The following is a 21,759-nucleotide window of genomic DNA, read 5'->3' as shown; positions in this document are numbered from 1 at the left end:
CACCTTAAATAAGAGACTGCGTCTCAGCGAAGCCGAAACGGATATTGGCGCACTGCACGGCCTGTGCGGCAGCGCCTTTCAATAGGTTGTCTTCGGTCGCCACGACGATCAGGTGCTCGCCCTGCACGGCAAAACCGATATCGCAGAACGGCAGGCCGACCACATTTTTCAGTGCCGGAACGCCCTTCTCGTATAAACGTACCATCGGCTTGTCACCGTAGGCCTGTTGTAAGGTTTCTGCCACCTGCGCGTGGGTCACACCCGGCTTCAGACGACAGGTAATCGTCTCCAGAATACCGCGCGGGAAGTTGCCCAGATGCGGGGTGAAAATCACCTCTGCGCCAAGGTGGCTGGCGATTTCCGGCTGATGGCGATGAGTGAACACGCCGTACGGCTGTAGACTGACTTCGCAGAAGCTATTAGAGATAGCGGCTTTGCGCCCGGCACCGCTCACGCCGGAAGTGGCGTTGATCACTGGCCACTGGTTGAGATCCAGGAGATCGGCATCAATCAGGGGTTTCAGAGAAAGCTGCGCCGCCGTCGGGTAACAGCCCGGCACCGCAATCAGGTTCGCCTCTTTCAGCGCCTCGGCGCTCCACTCGGCCAGGCCGTACACCGCCTGCGCCAGCAGCTCAGGGTGCTGATGGGTAAAGCCGTAGTATTTTTCATAGAAGGCGCCGTCGTTGACGCGGAACGCACCGGAAAGGTCGAACACCACGCAGCCTGCCGCAAGGAACTGCGGGGCCAGATCGTGGCTCACTTCATGGGCGGTCGCCAGGAACACCACATCAACACCGGCACTGAATTCGCTGATGTCGGACATCGGCTGCAGCGGCAGATCGACAATCCCTTTCAGCTGTGGATGCAAATCGGAGATTAACTTTCCTGCATCATTGCTTTGCGCTGAGACCGTCAAAGCGGTTATGTTCATATGAGGATGGCGATTTACATAGGTCACAAGCTCTGCGCCAGCGTAACCGCTCGCGCCCACAATCAGCGTATTCAACATCGGGGCTGCTCACCTTCTTATGTCTGTTTGCCTGATTAAGCGTTTTCTATTCACCCTACCGTTGGTGGGTTTTCTTACGCCTAATGATAATGTATTTTTATTCACAAATACTGCATGAATATTGATACTATCATGACCCGAGGTGTGTCAACAATGAAAAACAATTTACCCCCATTTATCGAGATTTACCGTGCGTTGATCGGCACTCCTTCCATCAGCGCAACCGAAGAAGCGCTCGATCAGAGCAATGCGTCTTTAATCACTCTGCTTGCTGACTGGTTTGCCTCGTTAGGCTTCAACGTTGAGGTACAGCCGGTTCCCGGCACGCGCAATAAATTTAACCTGCTGGCCAGCACCGGACACGGCGCGGGCGGGCTACTGCTGGCCGGTCATACTGATACCGTGCCGTTCGACGACGGGCGCTGGACCCGCGATCCGTTTACCCTCACCGAGCATGACAACAAGCTCTACGGTCTGGGCACCGCCGACATGAAAGGCTTCTTCGCCTTTATTCTGGATGCGCTGCGTGATGTTGACGTGACGACGCTGAAAAAGCCGCTCTATATCCTGGCCACCGCCGATGAAGAGACCAGCATGGCGGGGGCTCGCTACTTCTCCGAATCCACCGAACTGCGCCCGGACTGCGCCATCATCGGTGAACCAACTTCACTGCAGCCAGTGCGCGCGCACAAAGGTCATATGTCGAACGCCATCCGCGTGATGGGCCAGTCTGGCCACTCCAGCGACCCGGCGCGCGGCGTCAATGCCATTGAGATCATGCACGACGCGATTGGCCGCGTGATGCAGTTACGCGACTCGCTGAAAGAACGCTATCACTACGACGCGTTTACCGTACCGTATCCAACGCTCAACCTCGGTAGCCTCCACGGCGGCGATGCTTCCAACCGCATCTGCGCCTGCTGCGAGCTGCACATGGACATCCGTCCGCTGCCGGGAATGACCTTGAACGATCTGAACGGCCTGCTCGATGAAGCCCTTGAGCCAGTCAGCACGCAGTGGCCGGGCCGCCTGACCATTAGCGAGCTGCATCCGCCGATTCCAGGCTACGAATGCCCGCCGGATCACCAGCTGGTTCAGGTGCTGGAAAAACTGCTCGGTACCAAGACCGAAGTGGTGAACTACTGCACCGAAGCACCGTTTATCCAGACCCTGTGCCCGACCATCGTTCTCGGCCCAGGCTCGATTAACCAGGCGCACCAGCCGGACGAATACCTGGAAACGCGCTTTATTAAGCCGACGCGCGAGTTAATTACCCAGGTCGTGCATCACTTCTGCTGGCACTAATGAATTTTGCCCGGTGGCTTAATGCTTGCCGGGCCTATCCTGTCAGTAGGCCGGATAAGCGCAGCGCCATCCGGCACCTTTCCGCTCCCCCGTTCCCGCGATCTCCTTCACATTTTCATAAGCATTTCTTATCTGGCACGATACGAATTAACTTTCATAAATTGTCGCGATTTATTCGTTTGCTGAAGCGATTTCGCAGCAATTGACGTACGGGTTTTTACGTGGCTTTATAAAAGAGGTGTCTTTATCTCGCCCTTACGTTCCAGGGGTTGGGATATAACAAAATAAAATGAGATGGGGTGTCTGGGTTAATGAACGAACAATATTCCGCGTTGCGTAGTAATGTCAGTATGCTCGGTAAAGTGCTAGGCGATACCATCAAGGATGCGCTTGGTGAGAACATTCTTGACCGTGTAGAAACGATCCGTAAGTTGTCCAAATCTTCTCGTGCGGGCAACGAAGCCAATCGCCAGGAGCTGCTCACCACGCTGCAGAACCTGTCCAACGATGAGCTGCTGCCGGTCGCCCGCGCGTTCAGTCAGTTCCTGAACCTGGCTAACACCGCCGAGCAGTACCACAGCATTTCGCCAAAAGGCGAAGCGGCAAGCAACCCGGAAGTGATTGCTCGTACCCTGCGTAAACTCAAAGACCAACCTAATCTCGACGAAACCACGATAAAAAAAGCCGTTGAATCCCTGTCGCTGGAGCTGGTGCTCACCGCGCACCCAACTGAAATCACGCGTCGTACGCTGATTCACAAAATGGGCGAGATCAACAACTGCTTAAAGCAGCTCGATAATACCGATATCGCCGACTACGAGCGCAACCAGGTGATGCGCCGTCTGCGCCAGCTGATTGCCCAGTCCTGGCACACCGATGAAATTCGTAAACACCGCCCAAGCCCGGTAGATGAAGCCAAATGGGGCTTTGCAGTTGTGGAAAATAGCCTGTGGGAAGGCGTGCCAAACTACCTGCGTGAGCTGAACGAACAGCTGGAAGAGAACCTCGGCTACCAGCTGCCGGTTGATTTCGTGCCGGTACGCTTCACCTCCTGGATGGGCGGCGACCGCGACGGCAACCCGAACGTGACCGCGGAAATCACCCGCCACGTCCTGCTGCTCAGCCGCTGGAAAGCCACCGACCTGTTCCTGAAAGATATTCAGATTCTGATTTCCGAACTGTCGATGGTTGAGTGCACAGACGAACTGCGCGAACTGGTTGGCGAAGCGGGTGCTACCGAGCCGTACCGTTTCCTGATGAAAAACCTGCGTACCCGTCTGCTGGCGACCCAAGCGTGGCTGGAAGCACGCCTGAAAGGTGAGCGTCTGCCGAAACCGGCGGGCCTGATCAGCCAGAACGAACAGCTGTGGGAACCGCTGTACGCCTGCTATAAATCACTGCAGGCCTGCGGGATGGGCATTATCGCCAACGGCGAACTGCTCGACACCCTGCGCCGCGTGAAGTGTTTTGGCGTGCCGCTGGTGCGTATCGACGTGCGTCAGGAAAGCACCCGTCACACCGAAGCGCTGGGCGAACTGACCCGCTATCTGGGCATCGGCGACTACGAAAGCTGGTCTGAAGCCGACAAGCAGGCCTTCCTGATCCGCGAACTGAACTCCAAACGTCCGCTTCTCCCGCGTAGCTGGGAACCAAGCAACGAAACCCGTGAAGTCCTCAATACCTGCAAAGCGATTGTCGATGCGCCTATCGGCTCGGTCGCCGCCTACGTTATCTCCATGGCGAAAACGCCGTCCGACGTGCTGGCCGTTCACCTGCTGCTGAAAGAAGCGGGCATTACCTTCGCGCTGCCGGTAGCTCCACTGTTCGAAACCCTCGACGACTTGAACAACGCCGACGACGTCATGACTCAGCTGCTGAGCATCGACTGGTATCGCGGCTTTATTCAGGGCAAGCAGATGGTCATGATTGGCTATTCCGACTCCGCAAAAGATGCGGGCGTAATGGCGGCATCCTGGGCGCAGTACCAGGCACAGGATGCGTTAATCAAAACTTGTGAGAAAGCGGGCATCGAGCTGACGCTGTTCCACGGTCGCGGTGGCTCTATCGGCCGCGGCGGCGCCCCGGCGCACGCGGCGCTGCTCTCTCAGCCTCCGGGCAGCCTGAAAGGCGGCCTGCGCGTGACCGAACAGGGCGAGATGATCCGCTTCAAATACGGTCTGCCGGAAATCACCGTCAGCAGCCTGTCGCTGTACACCAGCGCCATTCTGGAAGCGAACCTGCTGCCACCGCCGGAGCCAAAAGAAGAGTGGCGCGGCATCATGGACGAACTGTCGGATATCTCCTGCGAGATGTACCGCGGCTACGTGCGTGAAAACAAAGATTTCGTGCCGTACTTCCGCTCCGCCACGCCGGAGCAGGAGCTGGGCAAACTGCCATTGGGTTCACGCCCGGCAAAACGTCGCGCCACCGGCGGCGTTGAGTCACTGCGCGCGATTCCATGGATCTTCGCCTGGACGCAGAACCGCCTGATGCTGCCAGCCTGGCTGGGTGCTGGCGCGGCGCTGCAAAAAGTGGTTGAAGACGGTAAGCAGAGCAAGCTGGAAGCCATGTGCCGCGACTGGCCGTTCTTCTCTACCCGTCTGGGTATGCTGGAGATGGTCTACTCGAAGGCTGACCTGTGGCTGGCGGAATACTACGATCAGCGTCTGGTGAAAAAAGAGCTGTGGGGTCTGGGCACCGAGCTGCGCGAGCAGCTGGAAGCCGACATCAAAGTGGTGCTGGATATCGCCAACGATGCGCACCTGATGGCCGACCTGCCGTGGATTGCCGAGTCTATCCAGCTGCGTAACGTCTACACTGACCCGCTGAACGTTCTGCAGGCCGAACTGCTGCACCGTTCACGTAAAGCGGAAGAAGAAGGTCTGGAGCCGAACCATAACGTTGAACAAGCGCTGATGGTCACCATCGCAGGCGTTGCTGCCGGTATGCGTAACACCGGTTAATCTCTCCCCCATGTAGCCCGGCCGAGCGAAGCGACGCCGGGAATATGCACGGTGCAGCCCCGGCGTTATCCGGACGATCTGCACGCCAAAAGGCCACATTCTTTGTGGCCTTTTTTTATCCCCTCGGTTAAGGTTTCTGCGTTGTTCACCACGACAGGGAGCCCCATGCTTTTCGATATCAACCCGCTGCTTTCCCACATTGCCTCAGGCGCCACACCGCTGCAAAAAATCTGGTTTGCCGGGAATCACGCGCCGGTGCCGGAAATGGCGTTTCAGGTCGACTTTCCGCGGCTGGAGATCCTACTTGAAGGGCAGCTCACCGATGCCGCGCTGGGTGAACCCATGCTGGCGCTTGATGCGCTCTACGTTCCCGCTGGCGGCTGGAATTTCCCGCAGTGGCAGAGCCCGGTCACCACGCTGAGCATTCTGTTTGGCAAGCAGCAGCTGGGGTTTAGCGTGCAGCAGTGGGATGGGCAGCAGTTGAAGAACATGGCGAAGCAGCACGTCGCACGCCGTGGCCCGCGCGTCGGCTCTTTCCTGCTGCAAACCATGAGTGAAATTCAGATGCAACCGCAGGAGCAGCAAACCGCCCGGCTGATTGCCACCAGCCTGATCAGCCACTGCGCCGACCTGCTCAGCAGCCAGATTCAGACCGCTTCGCGCAGCCAGGCGTTGTTCGACGCCATTCGTGAGCATATCGATAGCCACTTTGCCGAGCCGTTGACCCGCGAATCGGTGGCGCAGGCGTTCTACATCTCCCCCAACTATCTTTCGCACCTGTTCCAGAAAAGCGGAGTAATGGGATTTAACGAATACCTCAACCATACCCGACTGGAGCACGCCAGACGGCTGTTGAAGGGCTATGACCTGAAAGTCAAAGAGATTGCCCACGCCTGTGGGTTTGTCGACAGCAACTACTTCTGCCGTCTGTTCCGTAAGAATACTGACCGTTCACCGTCAGAGTACCGCCGTCAGTACCATAGCCAGCTGACTACGACAGAATAATGTGCGTGTGCTGCGGCGCGGAAAGCAGCTTACGCACCGCGGCCATGACCTTTTGCGGCTCGCGTAAAAAGGCGCTAATCCCAGACTGCACGCAGCGGCTCTGGGTAAAACGGTCTGCGCCGTTGAGCTCGATATCGGTAATCAGCAGCACCGCGTCGGCCCGGCGGATGTCGTCTTCCGTCAGCGCATTTTCAATGCCAAGCGCCCCCTGCGTTTCAATCTTTATGGTCCACTTTTCCTGCTGACAGAGTTTTTCCAGACGTTCCGCCGCCATGTAGGTATGGGCTACCCCACTGACGCAGGCCGTTACCGCTACCAGCACTCTTCCGCTCGTTACCGTCATCGTCTCCTCCTTGCAGAAAACAAACGCTGGCGGGCGCAAAAATTCTTTCGCACCCGCCAGTGGCTAAGTTTCTATTGTATCGGGATAAAACTTAGGCGCTCTGCGCTAAGTGTGCCTCGATCTTATTCATAATAGCGTCGGCACGTTTAACCGCATCGCTAATATTAACCCGCACAATGGTTTTCCCGGCAAAACGTTCTTCCGCCTTGATGCCAATGTCTTTGGTCAGAATTACCATGTCCGCTGCCGCCACATCACTCGCCGTCAGCTCATTTTCCTGACCAATAGACCCCTGCGTTTCTACCTTCACGTTCCAGCCTTTTGATTTCGCCGCACTCTCCAGCGCTTCCGCTGCCATGTAGGTGTGTGCTACGCCGGAAGGACAAGCCGTTACCGCAATAATACTGGTCATAATCTTCTACCTTCTCAATTAGTTAATTTCGAAATCTAAATCCAGGTCGTCTTCTTTTTCGACAACCGCTTTCTTGTTCTTACGCGCCAGGCTCTTCAGGACGTTGACGCTCACCGCCGTAACCACCGCACCGACCACAATCGCCAGCAGGTATCCCAGCTTGCCTTCAACCACCGGCAGGACAATCAGACCGCCCCACCCGGCGTAGCACTGTGCTCCCATCAGCGCGGCGGTCACCGTGCCGCAGACGGAGCCCAGCATGATGGAAGGGATCACGCGCAGCGGATCGGCAGCGGCGAACGGAATCGCCCCTTCGGTAACGCCGACGCAGCCCATCACCAGCGCGGCTTTGCCCGCTTCGCGCTCTTCGTTATTGAAGTTTTTACGATTAATCAGCGTTGCCAGCCCCAGGCCCAGCGGTGGCACGCAGATGCCGACAGCGGCAATGGCGACGACGGTATAGACGCCCTGAGAGACGCAGATCAGCATGAAGGCGTAGGCCACTTTGTTGACCGGGCCGCCCATATCAAACGCCAGCATCAGGCCCATAATCACCGCCAGCACCACGATGCTGCCGGCCTGCATACCTTGCAGCCACTGCGTCAGGCTGGAGGTCAGCAGACCTACCGGCTCACCCAGCCCCCACATCATGATGCCTGCGGTAATAAAGGTGCCGACGATAGGAATGACGAAGATAGGCATCACCGAGCGCAACACTTTGTGCACCGGGATCTTCTTCAGGTAGTAGACCACGATACCGCCGATAATCCCGGCAATCAGCGCGCCGAAGAAGCCCGCGCCAAAACTGTTACCGACCCACGCGCCGATGGCGCAGGGCGCCAGCGCCGAACGTTCGGCAATGGAGTAGCCGATGTAGGCAGCGAGGAAAGGCACCATCAGCGTCAGGCCCGCGACGCCGATATCAAAGAGCTTTTTCAGGTTAGGGTCGGTTGCAACATCAGGTACGGCCCCTTTGCCGTACAGCATGACGGAGACGGCCAGTAAAATACCGCCCGCAACCACAAACGGGATCATGTGCGACACGCCAGTCATCAAATGCTGACGGGTGTTTTTGAGTATTTGCACCAATTCTTTCATCAGTCGCTCCTGGGCTTCTTCGGCCCATGTCTATTAGGGTGTTGTGGCAAACAATAGGCAATTGGCGGCGGGACAGACAGTGGATAAAAAGTGCATTTACTGGATTTTTGTATTATCAAAAGAAAAATGCGAGCGACCTCAAAAGTTAGCGCATGAACGGCCTTAATACGCATGACATGGAACCTGTGAGGTTGCTCGCATTTTCCAGCAGACCATACATTTATCCAGTTTTTGACATAAATGTCAGATAGCATGCCCCTTCACAAGCCCCCTATTCTGTTACCCATATCGAATGATTTGGGAGATAAGGTTATGGCGTTGGTTGTTGAATTTGTCTGCGAATTACCGAACGGCGTGCATGCTCGCCCGGCCAGCCACGTTGAGACGCTGTGCAACACGTTTAGCTGCGATATTGAATGGCATAACCTGCGTACGGATCGCAAAGGCAACGCCAAAAGCGCGCTGGCAATTATCGGCACCGACACGCTGTCGGGCGATAGCTGCCGCCTGCTGCTGAACGGTGCAGATGAGCAGAACGCGCATCAACGTCTCTCCACCTGGCTGAAAGAGGAATTTCCGCTGTGCGACGCGCCGTTGGCGCAGGTTGCCAACGTAGAGCAGGAAGCGCTGCCGGAATCTCTGACCCGCCTCAACCCAACGCTGTTCCGCGCACTGCCGGTCTGTAACGGCAGCGCGGGCGGCGTGCTCACTCGTCTGGCCGCGCTGGATCTCAATAATCTCGGCGAACTTCCGCCCGCGAAAAATGCGGAACAGGAACAGTCGGCGCTGGATAGCGGCCTGACACGGCTGGTCAGAACGCTGGAACTGCGGTTGTTAGACAACGACAGCACCGCTAGCGCCATCCTCGAAGCACACCGTTCGCTCGCCACCGATACCTCACTGCGCCAGCATTTACTGGCGGGCGTGAATAACGGTCTGAGCTGCGCGCAGGCCGTCGTTGAGAGCGCCAACCACTTCTGCGCCGAATTTGCCCGTTCCAGCAGCAGCTACCTGCAAGAGCGTGCGCTGGACGTGCGCGACGTCGGCTTCCAGCTGCTGCAGCATATTTATGGTGAAGACCGCTTCCCGGCACCGGGCCAGCTTACTCAGCCGTCCATCTGCGTGGCGGAAGAATTGACCCCAAGCCAGTTCTTAGAACTGGACAAAACCCTGCTCAAAGGCCTGCTGTTACAAAGCGGCGGCACCACCTCGCATACGGTGATCCTCGCTCGCTCCTTTAACATTCCAACCCTTGTGGGCGTGGAGATTGATGCACTAACGCCGTGGCAGAACCAGCCGGTTTACCTCGACGGCAACGCGGGTGCGGTGATTGTCGCCCCAACAGAGGCCATCACCCGCTATTACCAGCAGGAAGCGCGCGTGCAGGCCGCCATTCGCGAACAGCAAAGCGTATGGCTGCATAAAGAAGCGCGCACTGCCGATGGCATTCGCCTTGAGGTTGCCGCCAACATTGCCCACTCCGTTGAAGCACAGGCCGCCTTCGGCAACGGCGCGGAGGCCGTCGGCCTGTTCCGCACGGAAATGCTCTATATGGACAGGGCCAGCGAGCCGAGCGAGAGCGAGCTGTACAACATTTTCTGCCAGGCGCTGGAGTCCGCCGAAGGACGTAGCATTATTATCCGCACCATGGATATCGGCGGCGATAAGCCGGTGGATTACCTCAATATTCCGGCAGAGAACAACCCGTTCCTCGGCTACCGCGCGGTGCGTATTTATGAAGAGTATTCCGCGCTGTTCACCACCCAATTGCGCGCCATCCTCCGCGCCTCCGCCCACGGCAGCCTGAAAATCATGATCCCGATGATCTCCTCCATGGAAGAGATTTTGTGGGTCAAAGAGAAGGTGGCCGAAGCCAAACAGCAGCTGCGCAGCGAACACGTGCCGTTCGATGAGCGCATTCCGCTGGGCATCATGCTGGAAGTGCCGTCGGTGATGTTCATCATCGACCAGTGCTGCGAAGAGATAGACTTCTTCAGCATTGGCAGTAACGACCTGACCCAGTACCTGCTGGCAGTCGATCGCGATAACGCCAAAGTGACTCGCCACTACAATAGTTTGAATCCAGCCTTCCTGCGCGCCCTGGACTTCGCCGTGCAGGCGGTGCACCGTCAGGGGAAATGGATTGGTCTGTGCGGCGAGCTGGGCGCTAAAGGCTCGGTACTGCCGCTGCTGGTTGGGCTGGGAATGGATGAAATCAGCATGAGCGCCCCGTCGATTCCGGCGACCAAAGCGCGTCTGGCGCAGCTCGACAGCCGCGCCTGCCGCCAGTTGCTCAACCAGGCGATGGCCTGCCGCACCTCGCTGGAAGTGGAGCACCTGCTCGCCCAGTTCCGTATGAGCCAGCAGGATGCGCCGCTGATTACCCCACGCTGTATTTCGCTCGATAACGACTGGCGCAGCAAAGAGGAGGTCATCAAAGGGATGACCGACAATCTGCTGCTCGCCGGGCGCTGCCGCTACCCGCGTAAGCTGGAAGCCGACCTGTGGGCACGAGAAGCGGTCTTCTCCACCGGGCTGGGCTTCAGCTTCGCTATTCCACACAGCAAATCGGAACATATTGAGCAGTCGACCATCAGCGTCGCGCGCCTGCCCGCGCCGGTAGCCTGGGGCGATGACGAGGCGCAGTTCATCATTATGCTGACGCTGAACAAACATGCCGCCGGAGACCAGCATATGCGCATCTTCTCGCGCCTGGCCCGCCGCATTATGCATGAAGAATTCCGTAGCGCTCTGGTTAACGCCGCTTCTGCCGACGCTATCGCCAGCCTGCTGCAACACGAACTGGAACTTTAAGAGGAAATAGCATGGAACTGTATCTGGATACCGCCAACGTGCAGGAAGTGGAACGTCTGGCCCGTATTTTTCCGATTGTCGGCGTGACCACTAACCCAAGCATCGTGGCCGCCAGCCGCGAATCCATCTGGGACGTGCTGCCGCGTTTGAAAAAAGCCGTGGGTGAAAACGGCACGCTGTTTGCCCAGACCATGAGCCGTACCGCCGAGGGTATGGTGGCCGAAGCGCGTAAGCTGAATGATGCCGTGCCGGGCATCGTGGTGAAAGTCCCGGTCACCGCCGAAGGTCTGGCGGCGATTAAGCTTTTGAAACAAGCGGGCATTCCAACGCTTGGCACCGCTGTCTACAGCGCCTCTCAGGGGCTGCTGGCCGCGCTGGCGGGGGCAAAATACGTGGCGCCGTACGTCAACCGCGTTGACGCCCAGGGCGGTGACGGTATCCGCATGGTGCAGGAGCTGCAATCGCTGCTGGAGCTGCACGCGCCGGAAAGCAAAGTGCTGGCCGCCAGTTTTAAAACCCCGCGTCAGGCACTGGACTGTTTATTGGCAGGATGTGAAGCCATCACCCTTCCTTTAGATGTAGCGCAACAAATGCTCGGCACACCCGCAGTAGAGTCAGCTATTGAGAAGTTTGAGCAAGACTGGAAAAACGCATTTGGGAATCTGAACCTGTAGGAGAAATGTATGGATCGCATTATTCAATCACCAGGTAAGTATATTCAGGGTGCCGACGTTATCACACGTCTAGGTGACTATCTGAAGCCAATGGCCAATAGCTGGCTGGTCGTCGGCGATAAATTCGTGCTGGGATTTGCCGAAGAGACGCTGCGCAAAAGCCTGACCGGCGCGGGCCTGTCCGTTGAAATCGCGCCGTTCGGCGGCGAATGTTCACAGAACGAAGTTAACCGTCTGCAGGACGTGGCGAACAGCGCCAAATGCAGCGCCATTTTAGGTATCGGCGGCGGGAAAACGCTGGATACGGCCAAAGCGCTGGCCCACTTTATGAATCTGCCGGTGGCGATTGTTCCCACCATCGCATCTACCGATGCACCGTGCAGCGCACTCTCCGTGCTGTACACCGATGATGGCGAATTCGACCGTTACCTGATGCTGCCGCACAACCCGAACATGGTTATCGTCGATACCAAAATCGTCGCCGGTGCCCCTGCGCGCCTGCTGGCTGCCGGGATTGGCGATGCGCTGGCAACCTGGTTTGAAGCCCGTGCCTGCTCGCGCAGCGGCGCCACCACCATGGCAGGCGGGAAATGCACCCAGGCCGCGCTGGCGGTCGCTGAGCTTTGCTACAACACGCTGATTGAAGAAGGCGAAAAAGCCATGCTGGCCGCCGAGCAGCACGTGGTGACGCCAGCGCTGGACCGCGTCATTGAAGCTAACACCTACCTGAGCGGCGTCGGCTTTGAGAGCGGTGGCCTGGCGGCAGCGCACGCGATTCATAACGGCATGACGGCAATTGCGGACGCACACCACTACTACCACGGCGAGAAAGTCGCATTTGGTACCCTTACCCAACTGGTGCTGGAAAACGCGCCGGTGGAAGAAATTGAAACCGTCGCGGCGCTTTGCCATAGCGTTGGGTTGCCAATCACCCTGGCACAGCTGAGTATCAAAGAGGATATTCCGGCGAAAATGCGTCTGGTGGCGGAAGCGGCCTGTGCGGAAGGCGAGACCATCCACAACATGCCGGGCGGCGCGGACCCTGACCGCGTTTACGCGGCGCTGTTGGTGGCTGACCAGTATGGGCAGCGTTTTCTGCACGAGTGGGAGTAATGAGATAAGGTAGCCCGGCCGAACGAAGTGACGCCGGGATCTCCCCGGAGTCGCCGCTAACGCGTCTCGTCCGGGCTACCTTAAACCCACAAACAAAAATCCCCGCTTTCGCGGGGATTTTTTATACCTTCACGCCCACCTTACAGCAGGTCGAAACGGTCCAGGTTCATCACTTTCACCCATGCCGCCACGAAGTCTTTCACAAACTTCTCTTTCGCATCGCTGGAGGCATAAACCTCCGCCAGCGCACGCAGTACGGCGTTAGAGCCAAAGACCAGGTCAGCGCGCGTGGCGGTGTATTTCACCTCACCGCTCGCACGATCGCGGCCTTCAAACAGCTCAGACGTTTCGTCGGTCGCTTTCCACTCGGTGCGCATATCCAGCAGGTTGACGAAGAAGTCAGTGCTGAGTGCGCCCACGTTGTCGGTAAAGACGCCGTGGTTGCTGCCGTCGAAGTTGGCACCCAGTACGCGCATGCCACCAACCAATACGGTCAGCTCCGGCGCGGTCAGGGTCAACAACTGTGCTTTGTCGATCAGCAGAGATTCCGTGGTCGCTTCACCCGGTGCCGCACGATAGTTACGGAAACCATCGGCAAGCGGTTTGAGCAGCTCGAACATCTCGATGTCCGTCTGATCCTGACGCGCATCTACGCGACCCGGCGTGAACGGCACTTTAACGTCAACGCCAGCCGCTTTCGCCGCCTGCTCTACGCCCACCACACCGGCCAGCACGATAATGTCGGCCAGAGAAGCTTTGTGCGCTGACTTATAGATGCCTTCCAGCACCGGCAGTACGCGAGCCGCCGTGGCGTTCACTTCCCAATCACGCTGTGGTGCAAGCGCCAGACGCGCACCGTTCGCCCCACCTCGCTTATCACCACCGCGGAAGGTAGAAGCGGAAGCCCAGGCGACCGACACCAGCTCACCGACGGAGAGGCCAGATGCCGCAATATCCGCCTTCAGGCTTTCGATATCTTCAGCGGTCGGGTTGAAGAACGCATGCGGCAGCGGATCCTGCCAAATCAGATCTTCACGTGGCACTTCTGGCCCGATGTAACGCGCTTTTGGCCCCATATCACGGTGGGTCAGTTTGAACCACGCACGGGCAAAGGCTTCGTTAAAGGCCTGCGGGTCGTTCAGGAAGCGGCGAGAAATTTTCTCGAAGTCCGGATCGAAGCGCAGCGTCAGGTCGGTCACCAGCATGGTTGGCTTACGTTTTTTCGACGGGTCGAACGGATCCGGAATGATGTCCGGCGCATCTACCGCTTCAAACTGGATGGCGCCAGCCGGGCTGCGGGTCTGCACCCATTCGTATTTGAACAGGTTCTCGAAGAAGTAGTTGCTCCACTGGGTAGGCGTCTGTGTCCAGACCACTTCCAGACCGGAGGTGATGGCATCTTTACCTACACCACTGCCGTAGCTGTTTGCCCAGCCCAGGCCCTGAGATTCAATCGGTGCCGCTTCCGGATCCGGACCGACGTGCGTTGCCGAAGCCGCGCCGTGGGTTTTACCCAGCGTGTGACCACCGGCAATCAGCGCCACGGTCTCTTCGTCGTCCATCCCCATGTTACCGAAGGTGGCGCGAATCGCCGCTGCCGCAGACAGCGGTTCACCGCTGGCGTTTGGCCCTTCCGGGTTCACGTAGATAAGGCCCATTTCGGTGGCCGCAAGCGGGCGTTTCGCCAGCTCTTCCGGATCACGGTGCGCCAGCCAGGCTTTTTCATCACCCCAGTTTACGTCCTGATCCGGTTCCCACACGTCTTCACGCCCGGCACCAAAACCAAAGGTACGGAAGCCAGAGTTTTCCAGCGCCACGTTACCCGCAAGGATATACAGGTCGGCCCAGGAGATTTTCTGCCCATATTTCTGTTTGATTGGCCACAGCAGACGACGCGCCTTATCCAGGCTCACGTTATCCGGCCAGGAGTTCAGCGGTGCAAAACGTTGTTGGCCGCGCCCTGCGCCACCGCGACCGTCGGTAGAACGGTAGGTACCCGCACCGTGCCACGCCATGCGGATAAACAGCCCCACATAGCTGCCCCAGTCTGCAGGCCACCAGGATTGCGAATCCGTTAACAGCGTACGAATGTCACCCTTCAGTGCGGAGTAATCTAATTTGCTGAATTCTTTGCGATAATCGAAATCTTCACCCAGCGGGTTGGATCGATTGGAATGCTGATTAAGTAGATCAACGCGAAGCTGCTTCGGCCACCAGTCCTTGCTACTGGTGCCAGCGCCGGCGCTCTGATCGTGACCACCACCGTGGTGGAAAGGACATTTACCTGCGTTCTGGATATCGTCTGGCGTGCTCATCACTATGCTCCCTTACAGTATTTATCGTTAAGATATACACCCCTGCTGATAAGTTATAGCTGAAATGACCCACGGATTTGATAGTTAATTCCTCTTATTTTTCCCTTGTCAGAGAGGAATTTCTGCGCAGGTCGAGCCTATCCTTACACAATTTAGGGGTAGTTGACTGTGATCGATCGGGAGAAATGATAAGAAACCCCTCAAAATATAAGGAGTTTCTTATGTCTAAGCAGGGTATTTGAACACGAACCGTAGGCCGGATAAGCGCAGCGCCATCCGGCAGAATATTACGCCGGGCGCACACCCAGCGTGTGGCAAATGGCGTAGCTCATTTCCGCACGGTTCAGCGTGTAGAAGTGGAAATCTTTCACCCCTTCACGACTCAGGATTTTAACCATGTCCATCGCGATGTTGGCCCCCACCAGCTTGCGGGTTTCAGCATCATCGTCCAGGCCATCGAACATCGTCGACATCCAGGCAGGAATGCGCACGTTGGTCATGTCGGCAAATTTCTTCGCCTGTTTGAAGTTCGAGACCGGCAGGATGCCCGGAATAATTTCTACATCGATGCCCGCCGACACGCAGCGGTCGCGGAAACGCAGATAGCTTTCGACGTCGAAGAAGAACTGGGTGATGGCACGGTTTGCACCGGCTTCCACTTTACGTCTCAGATTAAGCAGATCCGCCTGGGCACTCTTCGCTTCCGGATGCACTTCCGGGTAGGCCGCTACGGAGATATCAAAATCCGCCACGTCTTTCAGCAAAGTGACCAGATCGGAGGCATACATTTCTGGTTTACCGCTGCCCGGTGGCAGGTCACCACGCAGGGCGACGATATGACGGATGCCGTTGTTCCAGTAGTCCTGGGCAATGGCGCGCAGTTCGTCGCGTGTGGCATCAATGCAGGTCAGGTGCGGCACGGCTTCCAGACCGGTGCGGTCTTTAATGCCTTTAATAATACTGTGCGTGCGGTCGCGCTCACCGGAGTTCGCCCCGTAGGTAACCGAAACGAATTTCGGCTTCAGGCTGCTTAGGCGATCGATAGAGTTCCACAGGGTTTGCTCCATTTCACTGGTGCGCGGCGGGAAAAACTCGAAAGAAACGTTAATCTGCCCTTGAACCTCGGCCAGACTCTGATTCAGCGCTTCCCGCTGGTTGGCGTGAAAAAAGCTCATACCTTACCTCTATCAATCACGTGTCATTATTGTTGTGTTGTAAACATCTATCCGTTTAGACGTCTGGATGTAAAAATGCCCCAAAAGCAGTCAGGCGTCAATAGAAAAATCCGCGTAAAAAGTGAGTTCTCTGCAATCAAGATGAAAAATATTCATCTCCACGGTGAATGGAGCAGGCTGTGCTGTCAGAAGGCCGTTTTCCGCACATAAATAGTTTAGCTACCCTCTCACGCACTCCCCGTCTGGTCACATTAACCACACTTTCACTATGGCATAAAATTTGAGAACTAGATCTCATATTTTTCACGCATCTGCCTACTACGCAAAAATTCCATTGCAGACGTTAATGACTTGTTTCACGATAAGTAGAACGTTCTACTATAACGTTATACCTAATATAAACAGGGTTACTAAAAGCACGCACGAAGAGGCGTCTATCGGGGGAAATCAGTATGAGTCTGATTCAAAGTGTTGTTAAATCGCTTTCCAAACTGTCGATGATTGGCCGCGCGTTGATGCTGCCGATCTCGCTTCTGCCCGCAGCCGGCTTGCTGCTGGCGTTCGGGGATAAATTCCATCTGCCGCTGATGATGAACGCCGGTGGGATTATCTTCGACAACCTGCCAATGCTGTTTGCCATCGGCTCTGCCGTCGGCCTGGCCTCAGAATCCGGCATCGCGGCGCTGTCTGCCGCCGTCTCCGTGTTTGTCACCAACATCACCATCAGTACCGTGCTTGGCATTACGCCGGAAATGGCGGCGCAAGGCGGGAAATACGCCATGGTGGTGGGTATTCCTACCCTGCAGATGGGCGTCTTTGGCGGCCTGATTTGCGGCATCCTGGCGGCGTGGTGCTTTAACCGCTTCCACAAAATGCAGCTGCCTGAATTCCTTGGCTTCTTCTCCGGCAAACGCTTCGTGGCGATTGCCACCGCGCTGCTGTCGTTCGCCCTCGGCTTGATCCTGCCGTACATCTGGCAGCATATTCAGGCGGGTATCGACGCGCTGTCGGTGGTGATCAACGGTGATAACCAGGCGGCCTCAACCTTTATCTTCGGTCTGGTTGAACGTGCGCTAATTCCGCTTGGCCTGCACCACATCTGGTATCCGTCTTTCTGGTACTCCTTCGGCGACTACACCACCCACGCCGGTCAGGTGATCCACGGTGACCAGACTATCTGGTTCAAAATGCTGGAAGAAGGGGTGAAATCCTTCAGCAGCGATACCTACCAGAACGCCGGTAAATTCATGCAGGGTGAGTTCCCGCTGATGCTGTTCGCGCTGCCTGCTGCCTGTCTGGCGATGTACCACGAAGCACACACCAAGAATAAAAAAATCGCCGCCGGTATCCTGTTCTCCGCCGCGCTGACCTGCTTCCTGACCGGGATCACCGAGCCGGTTGAGTTCACCTTTATCTTTGTGGCGCCGATTCTCTACGTCTTCAACGCCATCATGGCCGGTCTCTCCTACATGGTGATGTACCTGCTGCATGCGCATATCGCCAAGTCGTTCTCGGCCGGGCTTATCGACTACATCTCCTTCGGGATCCTGCCGTCGTTCAACGGCTACCAGACCAACTTCCTGAATGCGATTATCGTCGGTATTCCGATGGGGCTGATTTACTACTTCACTTTCCGCTTTGTGATTCGCCGTTTCGACGTCAAAACGCCGGGCCGCACGGAAACCACGGTCAGCGCCAACGACAAAACTGATGAAGACCTGGCAACGGAAATTATCGACCTGCTGGGCGGCGAAGATAACATCGCGTCCGTAGGCTCCTGCATTACCCGCCTGCGTCTTGAAGTGGCGGATAAAGGGCCGGTGGACAAAGATGGGCTGAATAATATCGGTGCTCGCGGCGTCGTTTTCGTCGGCGATCACGGCATTCAGGTGATATTTGGCGCGCGAGCGCAATTTATCGCGGAAACCATGTCGACGATGATTGGCAAATAATCATAAGATTATAAGCGGTTGGAGGTTCCCGTCCCTGATGGGAGCCTCTTTGTTTTCTGCAAATGACGTAGCGGCTCAGGGAGTGATTTTTGAAGAAGGTCAGCATAATTGATGTGGCAAAACGGGCGGGCGTTTCCGTCTCCACCGTGTCGCTGGTGCTTCGCCAGAAAGGCAAAATTTCCGATGCCACCATCGAAAAAGTGCAGGCCGCCATTAATGAGCTGGGCTACGTTCACAACGTCGCCGCCGCCAACCTCCGTTCGAATACCTCCAACCTGATTGGTCTGATCCTACGCGACTTCAGCGACAGCTTTTCCATCAAAGTGATGGCAAGCATCGTGCAGGAGCTGGAAGCGCAGGGCTACATGGTCTTTCTCGGCCAGCCGCTGAACGAACACGAACATCTCGAGCGCTGCCTGCTGTCGTTTAAGCAGCAGGGCGTTGCCGGTGTGATTTATCTGGCGTCCGATGTCCGCAGTGATACCCTGCCCGCGCAAATTCGTCAGTGCCCGCTGCCGCTGGTCGTCGTTTCACAATCACCGATTAAAGACGAGTGCAACCGAGTGCTGCGCGATAACCAACAGGCGGCCAGCCTGGCGACACGCTATCTGCTGGAGCGCGGTCATCGCTATATTGCCTATCTCGGTGGCCTGGAAAACGATCTCATCCGCCAGCAGCGTCTGATGGGCTTTCGCAGTACCCTCACCCGCCTTGGGATCGGCTATCGCGAAGAGTTCAGCCCTGCCTGCGGCAACGATACCTATGCCGCAAGCGTAGCCACGCGCCAACTGCTGGAAAACAACAACGCCATTACCGCGCTGCTCTGTCATTCACCGGATGCCCTGATCGGCTGTATTGATGGGATTCATAAAGTAGGACGTACGGTAGGTAAAGATGTCTTCCTGACGCAGCAGGTCGCGCTGATTGGCTTTGAGGACATGCTGCACATCAACCTCACCTCACCGGCCTTTACCTATGTCTCTTCCGCTAGCGAAGAGAGCGGGCGGCAGGCGGCAACGCTGATGATCCGCAAACTCAAAGAGCCTGCGTTAGAGAATCAGTCAATTACGCTTTCCGGTCAGTTGGTGACGCGCGAGTCAGCCTGAGAGAGGTGCCGGACGGCGCAGCGCCATCCGGCAACCAAAGCTACAGTAACTGCGCTAGGCGGTTGATATCCGACTGAATTGCCCCAGCCGTCACGTCGCGCCCAGCTCCCGGCCCACGAATCACCAGCGGGTTATCGCGGTACCAGCGGCTCTCAATCGCAAAGACGTTATCGCACGGCAGCAGCGACGCCAGCGGGTGTTCCTGACGCACGGCTTCCACGCCAACGCGGGCTTTACCGTTCGCATCAAACCGCGCCACGTAGCGCAGCACCAGACCCATCTCCTGCGCCGCTTCCAGGCGCTGGAGCATCTGCTCGTTCAGCTCATCGCCATTTTCAAAGAAGTGGTCGATAGAGCCCTCTTCGCAGTGCGCTGGCACCAGAGATTCAACGCGGACCTGATCCGGCTCGATGTCATAGCCCGCTTCGCGCGCCAGAATCACCAGCTTGCGCATCACGTCTTTACCGGAAAGGTCGACGCGCGGATCGGGCTCGGTCAGCCCCTGCTGCCAGGCCTGATCCACCAGCTCGGTAAACGGCACGCTGCCGTCGAACTGCAGGAACAGCCAGGAGAGCGTGCCGGAGAAGATACCGCTAATGGCCAGAATGCTGTCGCCGCTATCGATCAAATCACGCACAGTGTGGTTCACCGGCAGACCTGCGCCGACGGTCGCGTTATACAGCCAGTGGCGGCCAGTTTTATCGAACGCGTCGTGGATCTGGCGATATTTATCGCTGCTGCTGGCCCCGGCCAGTTTGTTGGCGCTGATCACGTGGAAACCGTGGCTGGCGAAATCAAGATACTGATCGGCCAGCTGCGGGCTGGCGGTCACGTCCAGCACCACAAGATCGTCGTACGGGTGGGCGCGCATCCACAGGAACAGCGACTCTTCATCCTGCTCAATGGCTTCATCGTCAAAGAAGGCCAGCGCGCGGCTGGCATCCAGCCCTTCATAGTTCAGCAGGCTGCGGCGACTATCCACCACCCCGGCCAGCACAAACTCAAAGCCGGTGCGGGCAGAGAGTGTGCTCTGCTCACGGGCAAACAGCTCCAGCCAGCGGGAACCAATGTTACCCTTACCGAACAGCATCAGGCCGATACGCTTTTCCGCACGGAACAGCGACTGGTGCAGGCCCTGAATCAGGCTTTCAGTTGGCCCCGCACGTAGCACGGCGACCAGGCTGATGCCCTCTTCCGACTGCCAGGTAAACTCGACCGGCTGGCCTTTCAGCTGCTGCCAGAAACGGTGGCAATGCAGCGGGTTACGGGTGACGCCCGCGCCCACCATCGCCACCAGCGCCAGACCCTGGCGCAGGCGAAGCTCGCCCGGCAGGCCCGCTTCATCAAGAATTTTCAGCGCGCTGTCGGCCACTTCTGAGGTGTAGCAGAACTGCAGCAGCTTATGGTCAGCGTGCACGCCTACCGCCAGTGGGCGAATCTGTGCGCGCTTGAGTAATTGGTCGATTTCTTTATGCGCCAGCTTAAAGTCCTGGCTTGCCGGAACGCGGAACTCAATCAGACAGACATCATCATGGCTGGTGACGATACGCGCACCGGTGCCGGAAGCGAGCACGCGCTCAATGCGCGTCGAACCCTGATCCGGCGAATAGCTACAGCGTAATTGCAGGTCGATATCGCTGCCGGAAACTGGCTGCAGCGTACGGGCGTGCAGCACCGGGGCGGCAAGACGCGCCAGCTCGCTGGCTTCATCCAGACGCAGCAGCGGCAGCAGGCAGGCATCTTTGACTTTACGCGGGTCGGCGCTGTAGACCCCGGCCACGTCGCTCCAGATGGTGACGCGGGAAACCCCCGCCAGCGCGCCGATTTGCGTCGCGGAGTAGTCCGAGCCGTTACGCCCCAGCAGCACGGTTTCACCCGCGTTGTTGCGGCTGATAAAGCCGGTCACCACCAGACGTTTACCCGGATGCTGTGCCAGAAGCTGTTGCAGCAGCGGATAAGAGAGGCCTTCATCTACCTGCGGCTGCGCGGAGCGCTCGGCGCGTAAGAACGCGCGCGCATCCAGCCAGGCCGCGTCCAGACCTTGCAACTTAAGGACTTCCGCCATCAGACGCGCCGACCACACTTCACCGTGACCGACCACTTCTGCATACACCGCGTCGCTTACGCCGTTATCTAAAAGCTCGGCCAGACGCTCCAGGTCATGAATAAACTCAGCGATCATGCCGTCGGCAATTTCGGCAGGCAGCAGGCCGCTAATCAGCTCAGACTGATAGCGGCGCAGCGTCTGCTGAACCTGATGCGCAGAAAGGCGATCGGTCTGGCTGAGCTTCAGCCAGCTAATCAGCTGGTTGGTGGTGCTCCCTGCGGCGGAAACGACCATCATATCGCCGGGCTGAGAGTACTCAGTCATAATGCCGGCAACGCGCAGGTAACACTTCACATCCGCCAGACTACTTCCACCAAATTTATGCAGCTGACGCTCATTCGCCCCTGCCTGCGCAATCACACTCATGT

The 21,759-nt window shown here is 57.3% G+C and carries 15 protein-coding genes; 8 read left to right on the top strand and 7 right to left on the bottom strand.

From position 1 onward, the window contains the following. Positions 1–4 precede the first annotated feature (4 nt). Positions 5–1,009, bottom strand: a complete 1,005-nt coding sequence (gene argC / locus AB2B48_RS18520) for an N-acetyl-gamma-glutamyl-phosphate reductase (protein ID WP_185668790.1) — start codon at positions 1,007–1,009, stop codon at positions 5–7. Between the two features lie 153 nt (positions 1,010–1,162). On the opposite strand from argC, the gene argE reads away from it, so the two are divergent. From argE to AB2B48_RS18505, 3 genes are all read left to right on the top strand, one after another. After that, complete coding sequence (gene argE / locus AB2B48_RS18515; protein ID WP_185668791.1) at positions 1,163–2,314, top strand: acetylornithine deacetylase; 1,152 nt, start codon at positions 1,163–1,165, stop codon at positions 2,312–2,314. A gap of 311 nt (positions 2,315–2,625) precedes the next feature. After that, positions 2,626–5,277, top strand: coding sequence for a phosphoenolpyruvate carboxylase (ppc, locus tag AB2B48_RS18510; RefSeq protein WP_185668792.1), 2,652 nt, complete (start codon positions 2,626–2,628; stop codon positions 5,275–5,277). 165 nt (positions 5,278–5,442) lie between these two features. Further along, a complete protein-coding gene (locus tag AB2B48_RS18505; protein ID WP_333012783.1) occupies positions 5,443–6,282 on the top strand; it encodes a helix-turn-helix transcriptional regulator in 840 nt (279 codons plus the stop codon). Here the strand turns inward: AB2B48_RS18505 and AB2B48_RS18500 are convergent. The 3 genes from AB2B48_RS18500 to AB2B48_RS18490 all read right to left on the bottom strand — a co-directional run bounded on the left by AB2B48_RS18500 (position 6,269) and on the right by AB2B48_RS18490 (position 8,135). Further along, on the bottom strand, positions 6,269–6,625 hold the full coding sequence (locus AB2B48_RS18500) for a PTS fructose-like transporter subunit IIB (RefSeq protein ID WP_185668794.1): 357 nt from the start codon (positions 6,623–6,625) through the stop codon (positions 6,269–6,271). The genes AB2B48_RS18505 and AB2B48_RS18500 overlap by 14 nt on opposite strands. Positions 6,626–6,716: 91 nt before the next feature. Then, the gene (locus AB2B48_RS18495; protein WP_185668795.1) at positions 6,717–7,037 is read right to left on the bottom strand and encodes a PTS fructose-like transporter subunit IIB; all 321 of its coding nucleotides are present in this window, start codon (positions 7,035–7,037) and stop codon (positions 6,717–6,719) included. Between the two features lie 18 nt (positions 7,038–7,055). Next, positions 7,056–8,135, bottom strand: coding sequence for a PTS fructose transporter subunit EIIC (locus AB2B48_RS18490; RefSeq protein WP_185668796.1), 1,080 nt, complete (start codon positions 8,133–8,135; stop codon positions 7,056–7,058). A 312-nt stretch (positions 8,136–8,447) separates the two neighbouring features. Here AB2B48_RS18490 and ptsP point away from each other — a divergent pair, with 312 nt between their 5' ends. From ptsP to AB2B48_RS18475, 3 genes are read left to right on the top strand one after another with little or no spacing between them, the layout of a single operon-like run. Further along, a complete protein-coding gene (gene ptsP, locus AB2B48_RS18485) occupies positions 8,448–10,949 on the top strand; it encodes a phosphoenolpyruvate--protein phosphotransferase (protein WP_220439097.1) in 2,502 nt (833 codons plus the stop codon). An 11-nt stretch (positions 10,950–10,960) separates the two neighbouring features. After that, positions 10,961–11,623 (top strand): fructose-6-phosphate aldolase, encoded by a 663-nt coding sequence (gene fsa / locus AB2B48_RS18480; protein WP_185668798.1) that lies wholly within the window; start codon positions 10,961–10,963, stop codon positions 11,621–11,623. A 9-nt stretch (positions 11,624–11,632) separates the two neighbouring features. Then, positions 11,633–12,736, top strand: a complete 1,104-nt coding sequence (locus AB2B48_RS18475) for a bifunctional L-1,2-propanediol dehydrogenase/glycerol dehydrogenase (RefSeq protein ID WP_185668799.1) — start codon at positions 11,633–11,635, stop codon at positions 12,734–12,736. A gap of 140 nt (positions 12,737–12,876) precedes the next feature. On the opposite strand, the gene katG is transcribed toward AB2B48_RS18475, so the two are convergent. Both katG and metF read right to left on the bottom strand, forming a co-directional pair. After that, positions 12,877–15,051 (bottom strand): catalase/peroxidase HPI, encoded by a 2,175-nt coding sequence (gene katG, locus AB2B48_RS18470; protein WP_368299808.1) that lies wholly within the window; start codon positions 15,049–15,051, stop codon positions 12,877–12,879. A 287-nt stretch (positions 15,052–15,338) separates the two neighbouring features. Then, positions 15,339–16,226 (bottom strand): methylenetetrahydrofolate reductase, encoded by an 888-nt coding sequence (metF, locus tag AB2B48_RS18465; RefSeq protein WP_185668801.1) that lies wholly within the window; start codon positions 16,224–16,226, stop codon positions 15,339–15,341. 452 nt (positions 16,227–16,678) lie between these two features. Between metF and AB2B48_RS18460 the strand changes: the two genes are divergently transcribed. Together AB2B48_RS18460 and malI are read left to right on the top strand one after the other, a co-directional pair. Next, positions 16,679–18,178: a PTS transporter subunit EIIC gene (locus AB2B48_RS18460; protein WP_368299807.1), complete on the top strand. Its 1,500-nt coding sequence runs from the start codon at positions 16,679–16,681 to the stop codon at positions 18,176–18,178. An 89-nt stretch (positions 18,179–18,267) separates the two neighbouring features. Then, complete coding sequence (malI, locus tag AB2B48_RS18455) at positions 18,268–19,284, top strand: Mal regulon transcriptional regulator MalI (RefSeq protein ID WP_368299806.1); 1,017 nt, start codon at positions 18,268–18,270, stop codon at positions 19,282–19,284. Between the two features lie 40 nt (positions 19,285–19,324). On the opposite strand, the gene AB2B48_RS18450 is transcribed toward malI, so the two are convergent. Next, the gene (locus AB2B48_RS18450) at positions 19,325–21,757 is read right to left on the bottom strand and encodes a bifunctional aspartate kinase/homoserine dehydrogenase II (RefSeq protein WP_368299805.1); all 2,433 of its coding nucleotides are present in this window, start codon (positions 21,755–21,757) and stop codon (positions 19,325–19,327) included. Positions 21,758–21,759: the final 2 nt, after the last annotated feature.

It is taken from the genome of Kluyvera sichuanensis (assembly GCF_040930405.1).
In the GTDB taxonomy this organism is placed as follows: domain Bacteria; phylum Pseudomonadota; class Gammaproteobacteria; order Enterobacterales; family Enterobacteriaceae; genus Kluyvera; species Kluyvera sichuanensis.
This window is presented reverse-complemented; position numbering and strand designations above follow the sequence as displayed.